The sequence below is a fragment of the Rothia sp. HMSC078H08 genome, assembly GCF_001808955.1.
GTDB lineage: Bacteria > Actinomycetota > Actinomycetes > Actinomycetales > Micrococcaceae > Rothia.
This window is the reverse complement of record NZ_KV795254.1, coordinates 1-17,736: the sequence shown is the minus strand read 5'-3', so window position 1 is coordinate 17,736 and position 17,736 is coordinate 1. Positions and strand designations below refer to the sequence as shown.

The following is a 17,736-nucleotide window of genomic DNA, read 5'->3' as shown; positions in this document are numbered from 1 at the left end:
TTCTTTTATAGATCCCTAGTTGATACCGCGAAGGTCCAGGACGAGTTCGCTTTCGTCTGCTTCGTCACCGGTCACGACGACGGGAATACCCCAGTCCTGCTGGTAGAGGTGGCATGCTGCGTGCTCGGGGATGTCACCGTCGGGGGTGCCGTCGCAGGCGGCGGCGCGAGCGGTGATGTGCAGGACTGCCTCGGTGATTTCGGGGTTGAGTACGAGGGTGCGGGTCAGTCCGGTGGAGGTGCCGGCGCCTTCCAGGATGAAGTTCTCGGGGGTGGATGAGATCTTCAGCTGGGTGGGGTCGCCCCAGCGGGTGTCGAGCTTCTGGCCGGTGGGCACGGTGAATCGTGAGGTGAATTCGAGGGTGCCGCCGGTGAGCTTGGTGGAGGGGCGTGCGGTGGTGATGGCGCCTTCGTCGACGTGCTGTGCCTTGGCGGGGATGGAGGCGCGTACGAGCTGGTGGGCGTTGGTTTCGACGATGATGAGGCGCGGTTCTTCGCCGGGTACTTCTTCGACGAGCAGGTCGGAGGGTTCGTCGAGGCCGCGTTCGAGGGTGCCGAGGGTGCCGGTTGCAGGGTCCCAGCGGCGGATGGCGCCGTTGTAGGTGTCGGCGACTGCGATGGATCCGTCGGGCAGTTCGGTCAGGCCGAGGGGGTGCTGCATGCGGGCGGTGTCGGAGTCGCCGTCGACGAAGCCGAAGTCGAACAGGCCCTTGCCAACGGCGGAGGTGACCTGTACGCCGTCCTCGGTGAAGGTGACGTGGCGCAGGCCGCTGGTTTCGGAGCATGCGACCCAGAGGCTGCCGTCGCGTGCTTCGATGATGCCGGAGGGCTGGGCGAACCATGCGTCGGCGGCGGGGCCGTCGGCGAGGCCTTCGACGCCAGAGCCTGCGAAGATGCTGACGGTGCCGGTGACGGGTTCGTAGCCGAAGAGCTGGTGGGTGCCTGCCATGGCGATGATGAACTGGCCGGCTTCGCGGGAGTAGACCGCGTCCCAGGGCGAGGAGAGCGCAATTTCGGTGGCGGGTACACCTGCGGGGATGTGGTTGGGGTCGCCGGTGACGGCGTTGTCGCCGTCGATGACGCGCTGCACGCCGTTGCCTGCGAGGGTGCGTACTTCGCCGGTGCTCAGGTTGAGGGAGCGCAGGCGGTGGTTGACGGTGTCGGCTACCAGCACGTCGTAGCCGAGCTGTTCGCGCAGGTTTTCGGGTACGAGGGCGAGGCCGGCGGGTTCGTTGAAGCGTGCTTCGGTGCCGGTGCCGTCGACGTGGCCCTTGACGGGGTGGTTCACGGGGTCGTCGCCGCCGCCGTAGGTGTTGATGACGGTGTTGAGGTCGGCTGCTACCTGCAGGATGCGGTGGCGTGCGCTGTCTGCGACGAGGTAGGTGCGTTCGCGGTTGCCGAAGAGGTTTGCGGGGCCGAATTCGGCGGGCAGTTCGATGGCTTTGCCGGGGAAGGCGTAGGTGCCTGCTGCCTTGGGGCGGGGCACGTAGGGGCCGTCGCCGCGGTGCAGGGTGCCCTTCGCTTCGTGTTCTGCGACGAGTTCGCGTACGAGGGAGGTGAGGCCCTGTACGTGGCCTTCACCGGAGAGGTGGGCGACGATGTAGCCTTCGGGGTCGACGACGACGAGGGTGGGCCATGCGCGGGCGGTGTATGCCTGCCAGGTGGTCAGTTCGGGGTCGTCGAGTACGGGGTGGGTGATGTGGTAGCGGTCGACGGCTGCGGCGAGCGCTACGGGGTCTGCTTCGTGTTCGAATTTGGGGCTGTGTACGCCGACGGTGACGAGTACGTCGGAGAATTCTTCTTCGAGGGGGCGTAGTTCGTCGAGGACGTGCAGGCAGTTGATGCAGCAGAGGGTCCAGAAGTCGAGAATAACGATTTTGCCGCGCAGGTCCTGCAGGGTCAGGTTCTTATCGCCGGTGTTGAGCCAGGCTCGGCCTTCAAGTTCGCTGGCGCGTACGCGTACGCTGCGGGTGGTGTTCTCGCTCATGGTTTTCTCTCCTGTTGGGTGCGCCGCGTGTGGGCGCGTTGGTTTGCTGTCCCCATTATGCCAGCGTGGGGTGGGTGGTTCGCTGGGAGTTGAGCTTTGTGACTTGAGGGCTTAACGACCCGTCATATTAAGTCATATTCCCTGTTGTTGAGAGTTGTGCGGCTCTTCAGAGACTCGGTCTCGAGTTTGCAAGCGACCGCGTGCAGCTTGTCCCAAAGGAGTAACCCCGTCTCAGGTAGAGACGCGCAGGCAGATATTAAAAATCGGTCCGTGCACATCCAAAACGGATGCGCACGGACCGAGACGCTCGAGGCTTTTTACTTCGTGCCCACAACCGTGCCAAGCTTCTTCGGCTTTACAGGTTTTTGGGGGACGCTCGCGAAACCTTCCACTTGGGCGGGGACTTCGGGGGTTTTCAGCGAGGTAATGATGTCCTCGGATACATCGCCCTGATGGTAGGCAATGTTGGTGTTACCGCTCGCCTTGACTGCGATACGTTCACCGTCCGGCATTACCCTGACCCAGGCCCCATCGGAGTACGTTAGTTCTAGCTCACCGTTAGGCCTCAGACGGCTCCAGTTCCCGTCATGCTGGTGGAAGATGATGTATTCATTGTTCTTCCCCACGACCATAGCAAGCTTGTCTTTTTCTAAGATGTAGGTCTTACCATCGGCGTTTTCGCCCTTCACAACGGCGGGGTCCTTCTCAGCCTCGGCAATTTTTTGGTAGTACGTTTCGTAGTGTTTCCTGGCCTTGTACTGCATCTCGTCAGCCCCTACCGCTGAGGATGCTCCCTGCGTTGCGTCGCTGCTAGCGGTTGCCCTGCCAGAAGCGCTCGAAGTAGGTTTAGATGAGGGGCTAGATGAGCTCTCGCTACGTGCAGAGGGCGAGGCAGAGGGTGAAGCGGAGGCGCTTGCCGATGCGGACCTTCCGGAGGCTACGGGCGCTTTTATGGAGGGGGCGCAGGCGGCTAGACCGAGCAGGCTTGCCACGCTGAGAGACAGTACAGCAATAGACTTCTTCACGGCGGATTTCTCTTTCCGTCATGCGTCGCGACATCATCACAACGCTGTGTATGGATGTGGTTGGTAATGCCCAGCTTCGGGCATGCCCACATCCTAGCACCGCTGTCTGGGAAGAGCCTGAGCCCCCTCCTTCTGAACGCGAAAGCACCCCGCACGCATCACCACGGTCGGATGCGCACGGGGCGCTGGTGGCCCTGTTCTGTCAGGCTGTTCGGCCCGGGGCAGGAGCTATTTTTTACTAGAGGCCTGTAATCTCAGAGAAGTTACCAACCTTGGTGGGCTTGGCCGGGGTCTTAGCGGTGCCGCGGAAGCCGTCGATACGGGCAGGTGCCTTCGGGATCTCGATGGTGGAGAGGTCGGTTGTCTGCTCTAAGGTCTTAGTGTTCAGCACGGCAGCGGCGCCGTCTGCTTTGACGGCGGTGTAGAGGTTGTCCTCGGGGTTGGTCTTAATCCAGGAGCCGTCCTCTTCCACGACGATGGTTCCGCCGTTGGAGTCAAATCTACTCCACGCACCGGTATTCTTGATGATGACAATAGCGCCGTCCTTTGTTTCGAAGACAGCGACTTCATAGTTGTAGTAGACGGTGCCGTCGCTGGTCTGTACCTTCTTTACATCGGACTCGTTCTTGAACTCGTTCAGGGATTCCTTGACGGCGCTGTAGAATGCGGAGGTTTCCTGCTGGTTGGAGTCCTCGCTCTTCTTAAGTGCTTCGGTTGCTTCGCTGGGCAGACCGCTGGGGGCGCTGATGGTGCCCTGGGTGGTCTTGGTTTCTGCCTTGGTGGTTTCAGCGGCTGCGGAGGTGCTTGCAGGGGCCGAGGCAGTTGCGGAAGCGGACGCGCTAGCCGATGCAGAGGAGTTGGTGCCGGAGTTGGTGCCGGAATTACCGCTGCAAGCTGCAAGGCCGAGGGCACCGGCAATGGTCAGGGACAGAACAGCAATAGACTTCTTCACTGTATTTTCTCTTTCTGCATGCGCCGCTCTGCAACGGCGCAGTGCGTAATGTGGTTGACCTGTGCTCGGGTACCTCCCCGGTGTATGCCCTCATGCTAGCACCGCGGCCTGGAAGCTCCCTGAGATGGTGCGGTGCTCCCCCCCCCTCCCCCGCTACTTTCGCTGGTCTTCTCAGCTCTACGGGTCTTCCCAGCTCAGCTTGAAGACGCAAAGCGCCCCGCACGCATCACGGTCGGATACGTGCGGGGCGCTGGTGCCCCTGTTCTGTCGGGCTGTTCGGCCCGGGGGCAGAGGGCAGGGGCTAGTTTTTATTTGGCGTCTGCATTACTTGGCGCCTGCGACCTCGGAGAGGTCAGCAATCTTGGTGGGCTTGACCGGGGTCTTAGCGGTGCCGTTGAAGCCGTCGATGCGGGCCGGGGCCTTCGGGACCTCGATGGTGGAGACATCGGTTGCCTGTTCGAAGGTCTTGGTGTTCAGTACGGAGGCGGTACCGTCTGCCTTGACGACGGTGTAGAGGTTCTCCTTGGGGTTGGTCTTAATCCAGGAGCCGTCATTGCTCACGACGATGGTCGTACCGTTGGCGTCGATGCTGGTCCACACACCGTTATTCTGGATGCTGACAATAGCGCCGTCCTTGGATTCGAAGGCAGCGAATTCATCGTTGTAGTAGACGGTGCCATCGCTGGTCTGCACCTTCTTCACGCCGGACTGCTCCTTGAGCTGCTCCAGGGCTTTCTTGCTGGCGGTGTAGCCTGCGGAGGCTGCCTGATCGGCGGATTCCTGGCCCTTCTTGAGTGCTTCGGTTGCTTCGCTGGGCAGACCGCTGGGGGCGCTGATGGTGCCCTGGGTGGTCTTGGTTTCTGCCTTGGTGGTTTCAGCTGCTGCGGAGGCGGTGCTCTTGCTGGTTGCTGCTGCGGAGGTGCTTGCGGGTGCCGAGGCAGTTGCGGAAGCGGTTGCAGAAGCGGACGCGCTTGCCGATGCGGAGGAGTTGGAGTTGGCGCCGGAGTTGCCGCCGCAGGCTGCGAGGCCGAGGGCACCGGCAATGGTCAGGGACAGAACAGCAATTGACTTCTTCACTGAATTTCTCTTTTCTGTATGCGCCGCTCTGCGGCGGCGCAGTGCGTAGTGTGGTTGACCTGTACTCCGGTATGCCCGGTGTACGCCACCATGCTAGCACCGCGACCTGAAAGCTCCCTGAGATGGTGCGGTGCCCCCTCCCCCGCTTACGGGTCATCTCAGCTCTACTGGTCTTCTCAGCGCGGCTTGAAGACGCAAAAACGCCCCGCACGCATCACGCTCGGATGCGCACGGGGCGAACGGGTCTAGCTAGTCACCAGCTATGTAGTGGATACGTTTAGTTCGTAGCCAGGCTGGTCGGCTTAACGGGATTCTTCGGGGCAGGCAGGTCTCCCACAGGAGCCGGGGGCTTGGGCAGCTCCAGGGACTGGTAGTCGCCCGAAACCTCCGAGGTCTTAACGTTCATAATGGAAGCCGCACCGTTCTCATCAACGCTAATTACTTCACCGTTAGGCTTGACGGCAACCCAGCCGCCCTTATCAGTCACGGCGGCAACCTCACCTTCAGGGGTCACACGTACCCAGCTACCGTCTTTCTCAATGCTGATGTAGCTACCGTTCTTAGCTTCGACAACAGCGATGCTTCCGTCAGGGGCAGTGTACACGTTGCCTTCAGTGTTCGTAGTCTTCTTGGCGGAGCGGTCTTTCTTAGCCTCTTCGACGGCTTCCTTGTAATGCGCGTATAGCTGCGGACCGTAGTTGCTATCGGTGGGGTCCGTGGGCATGGAGGAAGCACCCGACAGTCCACTCTTCTGGCTTTCGGATGCCTTAGCGGAGGAGCTCGAGCTATTTGCGTGTGCAGAAGCAGATGCACTTGCCGAAGTGGATGCTGAGGTAGCTGCCGAGGTGGTTGCAGTTGCGGACGCGCTGGAGGAGGCAGACGCGCTTGCCGAAGCGGACGCGCTCGCGGATGCACTCTGGCTTTCGGCGGGTGCCTTGGCGTTGGAGCTGCACGCGGCAAGACCGAAGGTTGCGGCGAGGCTCAGGGACAGAACAGCCATAGTTTTCTTCACTGTGTTCTCTTTTCTGGTAGATCCCCGTGCTATGCCGGGGAGACCTATAGTGTGGTTGTTTGTTGAGTGAGAGTTGAGTGAGAGCTAGATTCTGAGCGCCTCCCTAATCCTAACAACAGTTATGCGAAGCTTCCTATTTTCCCTAGGAGTTCAGCGCAACTTGAAGACGCAAAACGGCCCCGCACGCATCACTATCGGATGCGCACGGGGCGTCTTCATAAGTCACGGACTGTCACGCTCTACGAGCGCCACAAGCCGCTGTTAGCTCTTTACAGCTTACTTGGGCTGTGCGGGCTTGACGGGGGCGACCTTAGCCTGTGCGGGCTTTGCGGGAACCTTCGGAGCCTTCAGGTCTGCCTTCTCGCCGCCAACGATGGAGGTTACTTCACCGGATGCGTCCACGGTTGCCTGCAGGCCGCTGTTAGCCTGGATGCTCCAGGAGCCATCAGCCTTGACTGCGACCTGGCCGTTTGCGTCCTGGCGGCTCCAGGAACCGTCAGCCTGTACAGCTACCTGACCTTCGTCACCCTGAATGGTCCAGCCGCCGTCCTCAGAGACAACGACGTCGCCCTCTACGGTTGCGGAGGAGGAGTTACCCTCGGAGTCCTTGGACTCAGCCTTGGTGCCCTTTTCGTCGGACTCTACCTTGGAGGAGTTGCCCTCGGAATCCTTAGCGTCAACGGAAGCCTTGCCGTCTGCGCCGACCTTCACGTCTGCGGAGTTGCCCGCACCGTCGTTAGCCTTGACGGTGACGTTGCCGTCCTTGTCAACCTTCACATCTGCAGTAGCGGAAGCGGAAGCTGCAGAGGTGGTTGCCGCAGAGGATGCCTTAGCCGATGCGCTTGCGGACGCAGTTGCCGAAGCGGATGCGGATGCAGTCGCGGTAGTGGTGGTGGAAGAGGACTGGGAGCCACATGCGCTCAGGCCCAGTGCGCCTGCGAAAGCGATGGACAGAACCGCGGTGGTCTTCTTCATTGCGGGGGCGATAGCCATTGTTTCTCCTTGTGGTTGTTAGTATGGTGCGGCTAGTTGGCGACGTATTCGCGTCGTGCGCGGGATCCGTGTGGGTTCCCATAACGATTATCGGTTTAACCAACCGCGTTAATTCTATCGAGTTTGGGTCTGTTTATCCGGGTGCATGGGTGTTTATCCGCATTCTAGCGGGTGGCATAGCCCACGTTTTCGCCCGGTTCGTCAGTCAGCTTCTTAGCGGCGGGGAGTGACGGGCTTGACGGGGTTAGCGACAGCACCGGCGGGCTTGAGGGGGACGCTGGGTACCTTAACCGCGCCTTTGCCGCCGGTCTGTTCCCAGGTGCCGTTAGCTTCTACCTCGATTACGCCGTTCTCGCCGGTCTGTTCCCAGGAGCCGTCAGCATCAACCTCAACGACGCCTCCATCGCCAACGCGCTCCCAGGAGCCGTCAGCTCGTACCTCGATGATGTCGCCGTTGGGGGCGTGGTAGGACCAGCCGCCGTCGGTCTTGATTTCGATGAGGGTGTAGCCGTTGGCTGCGCTGACGGTTCCGCTGTCGACGGTCACGGTGCCGTTACCGGAGCTGTTACCTGCGCCGTTGGAGCCGTTCTTGGCGGTGGTTTCACCGGCCTTTTCGTCGACCTTTGCGGAGGAGCCCGAGTTGTTCGATGCCGAGCTGCCATTGACGGTTGCGTTGCCGCTAACATCGGCGGTCACGCCGGTTCCGTTCGCGCCGTTGACGGTCACATTACCGTTGGCGTCTGCGGTGACCCCGGTACCATCAGCACCGCTGACGGTCACACCGTTTTCGGTGACGGTGACGGTGCCCTGGGAGCTGCTTGCGGTGGCGCTCGGGGAGGCTGCGTCGCTTGCCTTGACGGTGACCTTGCCGTTGCCCGCGTTGACTGCTGCGTCGGCGGTGGAGGATGCCTTAGCGGTCGCGGTGGCGGTGGGTGCCGGGTTGGAGGTGTTCTGTGTACCGCAGGCGCTCAGGCCGAGTGCTGCGATTGCTGCCAGGGACAGTGCTGCCGCGCCGGTGCGGAGGCGGTGGTTGGTGGGCTGCGCGGAAGTACGCTGAGCGTGGCGTGCCATGAGGGGTTCTCCTTGTGAGTCCCGGAGGGTCGGTCGTCCGGGGTTTGTATGGTTGTTTTTCCGGTTGGGGGTTGAGCCGCTTGTATGGTGTGTGGCTTTTCCTTATCCGGTGATTCCAGCTTAGGGTGTGAGTCTAAGATTGAGCTTTAGTTTGCTGTGTTTAAGCTGTGTCCGGACGGCAATGTATAAGTATTTTTCCCAGTGGGGTTTCATAGTCGCGGATTTTCGCTCAGCTTATGCATAGCTTTCTGCTTAAATGTATAAATTTTCTTTATTTTTCTGTAGCCCATCATAGCTTCCCCTGTGAAACCGAGCTACTTTCTGTATCTTATGCTCGAGTTAAGGGTTAGGGTCTTGAAGACCCACCTTGTGCACGCTCCCCGCCGCGCGCACCCTCCCAGCCCTCCAGCCGCTCTGCCTCCCCCAGCAACCCATGCCCTATCAGCAAGAGAACATCTGGGCATACTAAAAGACCCCCACCATATTGGTGGGGGTCTTTTAGCAGATTCAAAGTCTCAAGAATTACTTCTTCTTAGCGACTGCTGCCTTCAGCTTGGAGCCTGCGGTCAGCTTCACGCCGTGACCGGCGGGAATCTGGATGGTTTCGCCGGTCTGCGGGTTACGGCCGGTACGAGCTGCACGGTCGGTGCGCTCGATTGCCATCCAACCGGGGATGGTGATCTTCTCGCCCTTGGAGACGGAAGACTCGAAAACCTGGAACACTGCGTCGAGGACTGCGTTTACAGTTGCCTGGCTCTTGCCAGACTTCTCTGCAACCTCTGCAACGAGTTCGGTACGGTTCTTAGCCATTAGGGTGCCCCTTCCAGAGACTTAAGGTTTGAGTCTAAAGCGAGTGACCGTCGGTGACGACGGAAAACCGTTTAGGAACTAAAATACCAGATTTACCAGCTGGACTTGGTGATACCGGGCAGCTCGCCGCGGTGTGCCATTTCGCGGAAACGCACGCGGGAGATACCGAACTTCTGGAAGGTACCGCGGGGGCGGCCGTCGATCTGGTCGCGGTTACGCACGCGAACGGGGGAAGCGTTGCGGGGCAGCTTCTGCAGTGCCACGCGTGCTGCTTCGCGCTCCTCGGGGGTAGCGTTCTCGTCGATCAGGGTCTTCTTCAGCGCGATACGCTTCTCGTTGTAGCGAGCGACGATGACCTTGCGCTGCTCGTTGCGAGCGATCTTGGACTTCTTAGCCATTCTTAGCGCTCCTCTCGGAAGTCAACGTGCTTGCGAACGACGGGGTCGTACTTCTTCAGCACCATACGGTCGGGGTTGTTGCGGCGGTTCTTACGGGTCACGTAGGTGTAACCGGTGCCAGCAGTGGACTTGAGCTTGATGATAGGACGGAGGTCCTTAGCCTTGGATGCCATTTACTAGATCTTCTCCCCGCGTGCGATGATTTCTGCAACAACGGCATCGATGCCACGAGCATCGATAACCTTGATGCCCTTAGCGGACACGTTCAGGGTTACCTTACGACGCAGCGAAGGAACCCAGTAGGTCTTCTTCTGAACGTTCGGGTCGAATCGACGCTTGTTGCGGCGATGCGAGTGCGAAATGCTGTGTCCAAAGCCGGGAACAGCTCCGGTCACCTGGCAGACTGCTGCCATGTTTCACTCCTTTATTGATTGACTTTTATGACGGTACGCAGTCGATGTTACTCGTGAGCGTCCCGCCACCAATGTAGAAGCACCGGGTTATTCGCCGGGCTAGAGTGTTTGAGATCGTCACGTGGGTGAGAGGCCACGCATCGATCCCCGCCGCGGGAAAAACGGTGAAGCTTATTAGTGTCGAGAGGCGTTTCCACCACTACGAACAGCGTTAAATTCTAGGTAAATACGGGGGTTCGTGCAAGCCTGCACGCCGGATTTTGCCTTAAAAATCCGCGGAATCTCGGTGTTCTGAGCCGATTGCGCCTCGTTTAAGCGAGGCACGCGATTCGCGGATGCACGCCTGCCGTCGGGCGGCAAACATACCTACCTATTCTACCAAAAATGGATGTTTTTGCAAGTCCAGATGTTTTTAAGGAATTCTTTAACGCCCCTAGTCAGGCGTTAATGCACTGATTTAAGAACGGGCGTTCTCTATGTGACCGGGGATAAATTACACCGTTGAAATTCATGTTGTGAGATTAACAGCTTAAGCCGGATTTAAGCCGAAAACAGCCCCGCGTCACCGCTTCTGACGGTGTGCGCAGGGCTGTTAAACAGACTTAAACACGCGCTTAAAGAGCTTTTAACTCTCGTTTTAACGCTTCCGCCCCGGTTTTAAAGGGCAGTTTAAGGGCTCGTCGCGGTGCGGATACGGCCGCTTTGCCCCGCTCCGTTACGGTGTAGATACGACACAAGTATGGGGCAGATACGGCGCAGAGCACTCCCCTACCGATACAGTTCTAGCTAGGGTTCTACGCCGTATCGTGAGCCCCCGCGAGCCTAGTTCTTCAGCCTAATTATTCAGGCTTGCCGCGGGCACCCACTCCGGGTACTTGGGGCTCACGCCGTCACCGGAGCTCGTACCCTTCAGGCGGCGACCAATCCACGGCAGGGCGAACTCGCGAACCCAGCGCGCCTCCTGCTCGATCTTCTCGCGAGCAGTCAGCTGCACCTCCGGGGGCAGTACCGATTCGGTCACCACGCCGGGCAGGCCGAGCTGTGCCAGCACGCGGGATGCGAAGCGTTCGTGGCCGAGGTCGTTCATGTGCAGGCGGTCGTCAGCCCACAGACGCCAATCGAGGAAGTCAGTCCAGCGCCAGTAGTCGATAATGTGCACGCCGTGATCCTCGGCGATACCGCGCAGTAGCTCGTTGTAGGTGGCGGTGCGGCCGCGGGTGCGGGCGAAGGGGCCCTGACCCTGCACATCCAAGCCCGTAACGGTCAGAATCGTGATGTCCTGGGCGCGCATGGCTGCGAAGGCTTCGTCGACGCGGGTCATGAGCTGATCGATATCAACGTTGGGGCGCATGATATCGTTACCGCCGCCGTAGAAGGTAACGATATTGGGGCAGAGGTCCAGGGCTCGAGGCAGCTGTTCATCCAGGATGGGACCGAGCAGGCGGCCGCGGATAGCAAGGTTTGCGTACTGCGCCTGCGGGTCTACTGCACCGATGCCTTCGGCAACGCGGTCTGCCCAGCCGCGCAGGCTGTTAGGGCGGCGGCGGTCAACGTCGCCCACACCTTCGGTGAAGGAGTCGCCGATTGCCACGTAGCGTACTGATTCACCGTTGAGCTTGCCGTTGGAGTCTAGGAGCGGGGTCGTCATTGTGTTCTTCTTTCCGGGCCTCTATAGAGAATGACCCTTCTGTGGAAGAAGCCGGCACACCCGCGCGGTGTACCGGCTTCTTCGCTTAGCTTTCGGTGCGTCCTACTTTCCAGTATCCCACTGTTATGGGCGCTTCATCAGATATGAGCGGGGGTTTCTTAGGATGCGACAGCTGAACCGGCAACGGTGGACGCACTCCGGGGATGCGGAACAACCACGACGCTGCCGTCGTTAAACGGATCGGCGACCTCTGCTTTCAGACCGAAAATGGTGTGCAGGTTCTCACGGGTGAGCACGTCGTGTGCTTCGCCTTGAGCGACGATGGAGCCGTCCTTCATCGCGACGAGGTAATCGGCGACTCGGGCGGCGAGGTTCAACTCGTGCAGCACCATGATCATGGTGGTGCCGCGTTGCTCGTTGAGGTCCGAGAGTAGGTCGAGTAGCTCCACCTGGTGTGCCAGGTCGAGGTACGTGGTCGGCTCGTCCAGCAGTAGGATGTCGGTTTCTTGGGCGAGCGCCATGGCAATCCAGACGCGCTGACGTTGGCCGCCAGAGAGTTCGGTGACCTGTCGTTCGGCGAGGGACATGGTGTCGGTGGCTTCTAGTGCCCAGGCGACCGCCTCATCATCTTCGGCGCTATTGCGTTTGAAGAGTCCCTGGTAGGGGTAGCGTCCTCGGGAGACGAGGTCGGCTACGGTAATTCCTTCGGGGGCGATGGGATGCTGGGGCATGAGCCCAACCATGCGGGCGAAGCCCTTCATGGAGTATTCGTGGGTGGGTTTGCCGTCGAGGGTGAAGTCGCCGTTGAGCGGCTTGAGTAGTCGGGAGACACCGCGTAGCAGGGTGGATTTACCGCAGCCGTTGGGGCCGATGATGGCGGTAACTTTGCCCTTCGGGAATTCGAGGGAGAGGTCTTTGACGATGGTGGTTTCGCCGTAGCCGAGGCTGACGTTCTCTACTTTGAGGGTGCGTTCGGTGATTTCTTTCATGGCGTCCTTTCTTCTCTAAGGCTTTTCCCGGGAGCCTCCTAACTTAGCCTATCCTAATTTCGGGTCAGAATATAGCGAATCCCCCGAACCGTTCACACTTCTGTAGAACAGCACGGGGGATCCGCTATATCGGCGAACTTTAGAAGTTCACTTTTCCGTTGACGAGCCAGCCGCCTTCCGCTGCACGCTGGAAGACTTCCTGAGCCATGGTGCGGCTGTAGGTCTTGGAGACATGGTTGTCATCGATGTAGACGTAGATGTTTCCAACCACGGGGCTGCACATGCCGTCCGGGCAGTACACGTCCTTCAGGTCCACCATGACGGCACCCTGGTTGCGGTACTTGTCGAAGATTTCCTTTGCAGGGTTTTCTGCGGCGTACTTGTCGCTTGCGGGTCGTGCGCAGGAGCTCTTGTCGGCGCCGGCCTTCTGAGCGCATTCGTAGATGTTGTACTCGAAGCGCGGGTTATCGCGCAGGCCAATGACCTGGACTCCTGCTTCGGTGAGGCGGCGGACCGTCTCATCGAGGCTCGGGTCGACTCGTTCGTCGTTCGAGCGTGCCTGGGCAACGGTGGCGATGAGCACCACGGTCTGCGGCTTACGCTTGAGAATTTCCTCGGTCATCTTGGTGTTGAATTCCGAGCATTCGTTGCTGGCGTTGACGGCGCGGACCGGGTACTGGCAGCCACCGAGCAGGTAGGTCTGCAGGTTGGTTTTGGTCTGTTCTGCGATGGGCTTGAAGATGCTCAGCGCCTGTTCGGCGTGGGAGTTACCGATGACCATGGTCAGCGGTGCGTCCTCGGGTCCGTACTTCTGCAGGCTGCAGTACTTGGCGAGTGCCGGGTCGGAGGGCGCGAAGCTGCCAACGCAGGGGTCGCTCAGTCCGTCGAACTGGGTTTTGACGTCACCACCGGAGGGGATGGGGTTGTCAATGAGTCCCTGCTGGGCGCCGCCGATAGCGCGGGCGCCGGGGTAGTTTTCGCTGGCGGTCTGTACCTGCAGTTCGGCGTTCTGCTCGGACTGGGTGTTGCGGTAGCCTACCCATGCCTGTGCGGCTACCAGGGGTACACCTGCGACCAGGAAGATCGCGAGGATGAAGGCGAGCTGGTCTGCCCAGGTCTTGACCGAGAAGATGGTCTTGAAGCGCATCTTCATCATGAGCCAGGGTACGAAGGGGTCCTTGCGGTAGCGCAGCGGCTTCTCGACGAAGCGGATGAGCAACCATGCCAGGCCGATGGAGGTAAGGATGATGACAGCACCTTCGATGAAGTTCACGCGGGAGGTACCGACGGCGCTGCTGTAGAGGATGAGGATGGGCCAGTGCACCAGGTACAGGGCGTAGGAGATGTTGCCGAGGTTCTGCAGGGGTGCGGAGACCAGCAGTCGATCGATGCCCCAGCGGCTGTTGGTGCGGCCTGCCATGATGACGAGCGCACCGGAGATCACGGGCCAGAGCGCCAGGTAGCCGGGGAATGCTCGTTCAACGGGCAGGATTGCGCCACAGGTGACCAGACCGATGATACCGACCCAGCCCATAACCACTCGAGCCTTTTCGGGTGCCTTCCACTTGAGGGTGAGCATTGCCAGCAGGGTGCCGATGGCAAATTCCCACAGGCGGGTGCGGGTGTCGAAGTAGGCGAATCCCTGGTTGGTGTCGGTTTCGACGATGGAGAAGGTCAGGGATGCGACGAACACCGTGTTGAAGATGAATACCGCGGTGGTGAAGAGGTTCCCGCGGAATCGGTGCACGACGTAGGCTACTGCGGCGAAGAGCAGGGGCCAGATGATGAAGATCTGTCCCTGGATGGAGAGCGACCAGAAGTGCTGGAAGGGTGACTTCACGGAGGCGTTTTGGGCGTAGTAGTCTACGGAGCTGAACGCGAGGTTCCAGTTCTGGAAGTAGAACAGGGAGCTCCTTGCGTCGGTTACGGTTTGCGACCAGCGACTGGGCGCGAGCACGAAGAAGGACGCAATGGTGGTACCCGCGATAACCACGGTGGCTACGGGTAGCAGTCGCTGGAAGACGTGCATCCAGTAGCTGAAGAGATTGAGGGGTTTGCCTTCGTTGATCTTGCGCATGAAGGAGAGCGAGAGCAGGAAGGCGGAGATGAAGAGGAAGACGTCCACGCCGCCGGAGACTTTGCCGACCCAGACATGGTAAAGCACCACGAGGAGCACGGCGAAGGCGCGCAGGCCCTGGATTTCGGGGCGGAATCCTCGCGATTCGATGAACTCTTCGAGGGGGTAGTCGCTGGCTTCGCGTGCTTTGATGCTGCGCGGGGCGGTGGTGTAGGTTCCCTGCGAGGCGGGAGCCTGCGGGGTTCCGGAGGTTTCAGACATTCTCGGTTCCTCAGGATGGATGTCGATGTGCTAGTGCGGGTCCCTTAGACACTACAGGACACTCGTACAATAAAATCCTGATCCGCACCTCTGCTATGAGGCTGGTGCGAACCAGGATTTTTCTGAGCCCCCTACCGGATTCGAACCGGTGACCCTCTGTTTACAAGACAGATGCTCTGGCCAACTGAGCTAAGGAGGCAACCTGTCCAGTGTACCTTATTCTCTTGGTTGAGTCTGCTTAGTTGTTCTTTTAGGGTTTGGTTGAGAATACTTCTAAATTATGGGGTGATAGTATGTTCGTTTCCTTCGTTTTACCCCTTATGAGCACCACCTCTGTATGCTGCTCACCCACCCCTCGTACTCATCACCGTGTATGGAAAAACCCGGTAGCCTCGCGTGGAGGTTACCGGGTTTTCCTGTATCGAAGCGGTTACTTCTTCTTAGCTTCGATCTTTTCCTTCAGGAAGGTGCTGAAGTCGTTGCTGGTGTACTGGTCACCATCAACGAAGACGGTGGGGGTACCCTTAATACCGTTCTTTGCGGATTCAGCGTTGACCACGTCCACGAAGGGGCGCCACTTGCCATCGTTCATATCGGAGCCGATGGAGGCGTGGTACTTCGAAGCAATGTCGGCGATCTGCTGGTTGTTCATGTCGCCGCTGCCCTGGTGGGTGAAGATCTCACGCTGGTAGTTCAGGAAGTCGTGGGTGCTGACCTGGTTTGCCACGGAGTATGCTGCTGCCGCGTTACGTGCGGAGTATGCGGTGGGCGAGGAACGGTCCAGGAAGGTCAGGTTACGGATTTCCAGGGTGATGGTGCCGTCTTCGACGAGCTTCTGGATTTCCTCACCGTACTTCTTCTCAAACTCTGCACAGTGCACGCAGTTGTAGTCCTGGAAGATGGTCACGCGTACGGGCTGGCCGTTCTTGGATGCCTCTTCAGCGGTCTGCACGCCCGGGGGCAGGGTGTTGACTGCTGCTGCGGTTCCGTTGACCATGGGGGTCACGGAGGAGGTCGAGGTTGCGAGCTGCTTGAAGTCGCGGGTCTCCTGGGTGGAGGAGTTCTGGACGATGCCGTCCTTGGTCAGCACAATGCCACCGTATTCGTTGGCGCTGGAGGGCACCGGGCCGCTTTCTGCTACCTTGGTGTTCTTGTTGCCGTTGACTACGACGAAGCCGATGATACCTACGATGATGAGGACCACGGCGAGTACGCCGAACTGGAGCCAGCGGCGGCTTGCCTGGCTGGGGCTCTTCTTGGCCTGCTGGGCCGCAATCTGGCGGGCTTTTTCGCGGGCGTCGGTCGACATGCCTGCTCCTTTGGTTGGGAATATGGGTGGCGGTTCGTCCACTTCTTCTAGCCTACTCCTTATGGAGTACGCACCCATCAGGGCAGAGGTTCAGAGTGCCAGTGCTCGTCTGAGCTCGGCGCCTTCTGATCTCTGCCGGGCGTTCTAAAGCTCAGCTTCCTGCTACGTATAGCAACTGAAAGGTATGTCGAGCAGTTCCTATCATGTGGATAGGTTCTGTCTTTTCTCTAGTGTGGATGTACCGCGCTACCCGTCTAGCCTACCGAATGGGTGCCTTATCGGCTAGTTAATACTCTGACTGAGATACTGTGATGTCTATTCTCACGCTCTCAGCTTATTTTCCTCGTAAACTTTCGTAGCTCTGGGAGGTTCCTCCCCTGCCACAAGCTACGCCGAGGCACCCACCCGGTTCAGCTCCCCAGCCGTTAGGGAATGTTGTAGACTTCCACTCCCCCAATGAAGGGGCGGGTGTTGTAGTTACCATTCCACTTCACGCTCAGGCCGTGCTTCTCCAGTACGGGAATAACCGTCTCTCGCAGCAACTGTGCGGAGAGCTTCTCGTGAAGGGCCCTAATCTCTTCCTTCTGCGCATCGCTCAGGGTATTCCATTTTTCTTCGTCCCTGGGGTAAGCGAGGAAGGAACCGAAACCGATGTAGGTTCCGCCGCTCTCAGCGAGGCTTTCAGTGTCCTGCTCATGGAAGTAGATGTATCCCTTCCATTCACGGCTATCATCCATTTCGTCCCAGATTTCTGCGGATGCGCAGGTACCGCAGCAGGTGAAGTTCTGTCGTGCAATGACTCCTTCTTCTTCCAGCGCTGCGAAGGCACGGTTGAGGTTGGAGTTCTTCTGCATTTCGGGGGTAATGCCCAGCTCAGCAGCAAAGGCACGACGACGCTTGATGAGCTCTTCCACGTAGTCCTCTACGCGCTTCTCCCAGAGCTTGCTGTCTTCGTTCTCCCCATCGTATTCCAGACCGAGTACGTCCATCACATAATCGGTAATGGTTTCTACGTACTGCTCAGTATCAGATTCACCCATGAACAGCAGGGGCCAGATGGGCCAGAGCAACTCGGCTTCGTCTTCTTCATCCAGCCCCCATTCTTTGGGGAAGGGCGGGTCGAGGCGTTCTTCGCTCCAGCGTTCGTAGATGCTCTTCTCATCAGCCATGATGATGCTCCTTTGCGTGTTCTCTATTCGCTCGGGTAGAGATGTGGATTGCTCTTGTTGTTAAGGTACCAAGAGTTTCTCCACCGTGCCCTCTGCTTCGTCATTCAGGCGGATCTGTGAACTCCCCATCTCGTCGCCCCTGCATCAAGGCTGGCAGGCTGTCTAGGTTGCGTCCCCTGTTCCTCTGCTTCTCAGCTGAGTCTCTAAACCTCTGCATCTCTGATGAGTTAGGTTTCTTTCGTCCAGGAGTTTTCATTCTAAGAGTTTTTGGGTACACAAAAAGAGGGGAAGACCTATAAGGTCTTCCCCTCTTGAATAAAAAACCCGCGGCGACCTACTCTCCCACACCCACAAAAGTGCAGTACCATCGGCGCGAAGAGTCTTAGCTTCTGGGTTCGGAATGGAACCAGGCGTTTCCCTCTTGCTATAACCACGGAAAATCTAGCGAATAACTTCGTTATTCAAAATTTCCGAATAAAAAGCCTCAACTTCCCGAAGGAAGCCCAGGGTTATTATCCAAAAACCATACAGTGAACGCAAACAACA

At 59.0% G+C, this 17,736-nt stretch carries 16 protein-coding genes, 1 tRNA gene and 1 rRNA gene; all 18 read right to left on the bottom strand.

The genetic code is table 11. The annotated features are described in order from the left end of the window. Nucleotides 1-15 precede the first annotated feature (15 nt). Nucleotides 16-1,986: an NHL domain-containing thioredoxin family protein gene (locus tag HMPREF2528_RS03700; protein WP_070542496.1), complete on the bottom strand. Its 1,971-nt coding sequence runs from the start codon at nucleotides 1,984-1,986 to the stop codon at nucleotides 16-18. 317 nt (nucleotides 1,987-2,303) lie between these two features. Further along, nucleotides 2,304-2,750 (bottom strand): hypothetical protein, encoded by a 447-nt coding sequence (locus HMPREF2528_RS03695; protein ID WP_049334034.1) that lies wholly within the window; start codon nucleotides 2,748-2,750, stop codon nucleotides 2,304-2,306. A 499-nt stretch (nucleotides 2,751-3,249) separates the two neighbouring features. Further along, entirely contained in the window at nucleotides 3,250-3,963 is a 714-nt protein-coding gene (locus HMPREF2528_RS03690; protein WP_070542492.1) for a preprotein translocase subunit SecD, read from the bottom strand. A 324-nt stretch (nucleotides 3,964-4,287) separates the two neighbouring features. Next, nucleotides 4,288-5,040, bottom strand: coding sequence for a preprotein translocase subunit SecD (locus tag HMPREF2528_RS03685; protein ID WP_070542490.1), 753 nt, complete (start codon nucleotides 5,038-5,040; stop codon nucleotides 4,288-4,290). Nucleotides 5,041-5,317: 277 nt separating this feature from the next. Beyond that, complete coding sequence (locus tag HMPREF2528_RS03680) at nucleotides 5,318-6,040, bottom strand: transcriptional regulator (protein WP_239669162.1); 723 nt, start codon at nucleotides 6,038-6,040, stop codon at nucleotides 5,318-5,320. 288 nt (nucleotides 6,041-6,328) lie between these two features. Beyond that, nucleotides 6,329-7,045, bottom strand: coding sequence for a hypothetical protein (locus HMPREF2528_RS03675; protein ID WP_044150774.1), 717 nt, complete (start codon nucleotides 7,043-7,045; stop codon nucleotides 6,329-6,331). Nucleotides 7,046-7,258: 213 nt separating this feature from the next. After that, on the bottom strand, nucleotides 7,259-8,116 hold the full coding sequence (locus HMPREF2528_RS03670; RefSeq protein ID WP_049361985.1) for a hypothetical protein: 858 nt from the start codon (nucleotides 8,114-8,116) through the stop codon (nucleotides 7,259-7,261). Nucleotides 8,117-8,638: 522 nt separating this feature from the next. Next, complete coding sequence (locus HMPREF2528_RS03665) at nucleotides 8,639-8,926, bottom strand: HU family DNA-binding protein (RefSeq protein ID WP_005506733.1); 288 nt, start codon at nucleotides 8,924-8,926, stop codon at nucleotides 8,639-8,641. A gap of 92 nt (nucleotides 8,927-9,018) precedes the next feature. Then, nucleotides 9,019-9,324, bottom strand: a complete 306-nt coding sequence (gene rpsN, locus HMPREF2528_RS03660; RefSeq protein WP_005506731.1) for a 30S ribosomal protein S14 — start codon at nucleotides 9,322-9,324, stop codon at nucleotides 9,019-9,021. 2 nt (nucleotides 9,325-9,326) lie between these two features. Beyond that, nucleotides 9,327-9,497 carry a 50S ribosomal protein L33 gene (gene rpmG, locus HMPREF2528_RS03655; protein ID WP_004005967.1) on the bottom strand — a complete coding sequence of 57 codons (171 nt, stop codon included), beginning with the start codon at nucleotides 9,495-9,497 and terminating at the stop codon, nucleotides 9,327-9,329. 3 nt (nucleotides 9,498-9,500) lie between these two features. Then, nucleotides 9,501-9,737, bottom strand: coding sequence for a 50S ribosomal protein L28 (rpmB, locus tag HMPREF2528_RS03650; protein ID WP_004005966.1), 237 nt, complete (start codon nucleotides 9,735-9,737; stop codon nucleotides 9,501-9,503). An 835-nt stretch (nucleotides 9,738-10,572) separates the two neighbouring features. Next, entirely contained in the window at nucleotides 10,573-11,385 is an 813-nt protein-coding gene (locus HMPREF2528_RS03645; protein ID WP_070507999.1) for an SGNH/GDSL hydrolase family protein, read from the bottom strand. A gap of 158 nt (nucleotides 11,386-11,543) precedes the next feature. Continuing rightward, on the bottom strand, nucleotides 11,544-12,374 hold the full coding sequence (locus HMPREF2528_RS03640) for an ABC transporter ATP-binding protein (protein WP_049340521.1): 831 nt from the start codon (nucleotides 12,372-12,374) through the stop codon (nucleotides 11,544-11,546). Between the two features lie 139 nt (nucleotides 12,375-12,513). Beyond that, nucleotides 12,514-14,712, bottom strand: a complete 2,199-nt coding sequence (locus tag HMPREF2528_RS03635) for an acyltransferase family protein (protein ID WP_070508001.1) — start codon at nucleotides 14,710-14,712, stop codon at nucleotides 12,514-12,516. Nucleotides 14,713-14,837: 125 nt separating this feature from the next. Further along, nucleotides 14,838-14,911 (bottom strand) — tRNA-Thr (locus HMPREF2528_RS03630). Nucleotides 14,912-15,142: 231 nt separating this feature from the next. Next, nucleotides 15,143-16,021 carry a DsbA family protein gene (locus HMPREF2528_RS03625; protein ID WP_070508003.1) on the bottom strand — a complete coding sequence of 293 codons (879 nt, stop codon included), beginning with the start codon at nucleotides 16,019-16,021 and terminating at the stop codon, nucleotides 15,143-15,145. Nucleotides 16,022-16,446: 425 nt separating this feature from the next. Further along, nucleotides 16,447-17,190: a DUF6891 domain-containing protein gene (locus HMPREF2528_RS03620; protein ID WP_012904151.1), complete on the bottom strand. Its 744-nt coding sequence runs from the start codon at nucleotides 17,188-17,190 to the stop codon at nucleotides 16,447-16,449. 321 nt (nucleotides 17,191-17,511) lie between these two features. Next, nucleotides 17,512-17,628, bottom strand: a 5S ribosomal RNA gene (gene rrf, locus HMPREF2528_RS03615). Nucleotides 17,629-17,736: the final 108 nt, after the last annotated feature.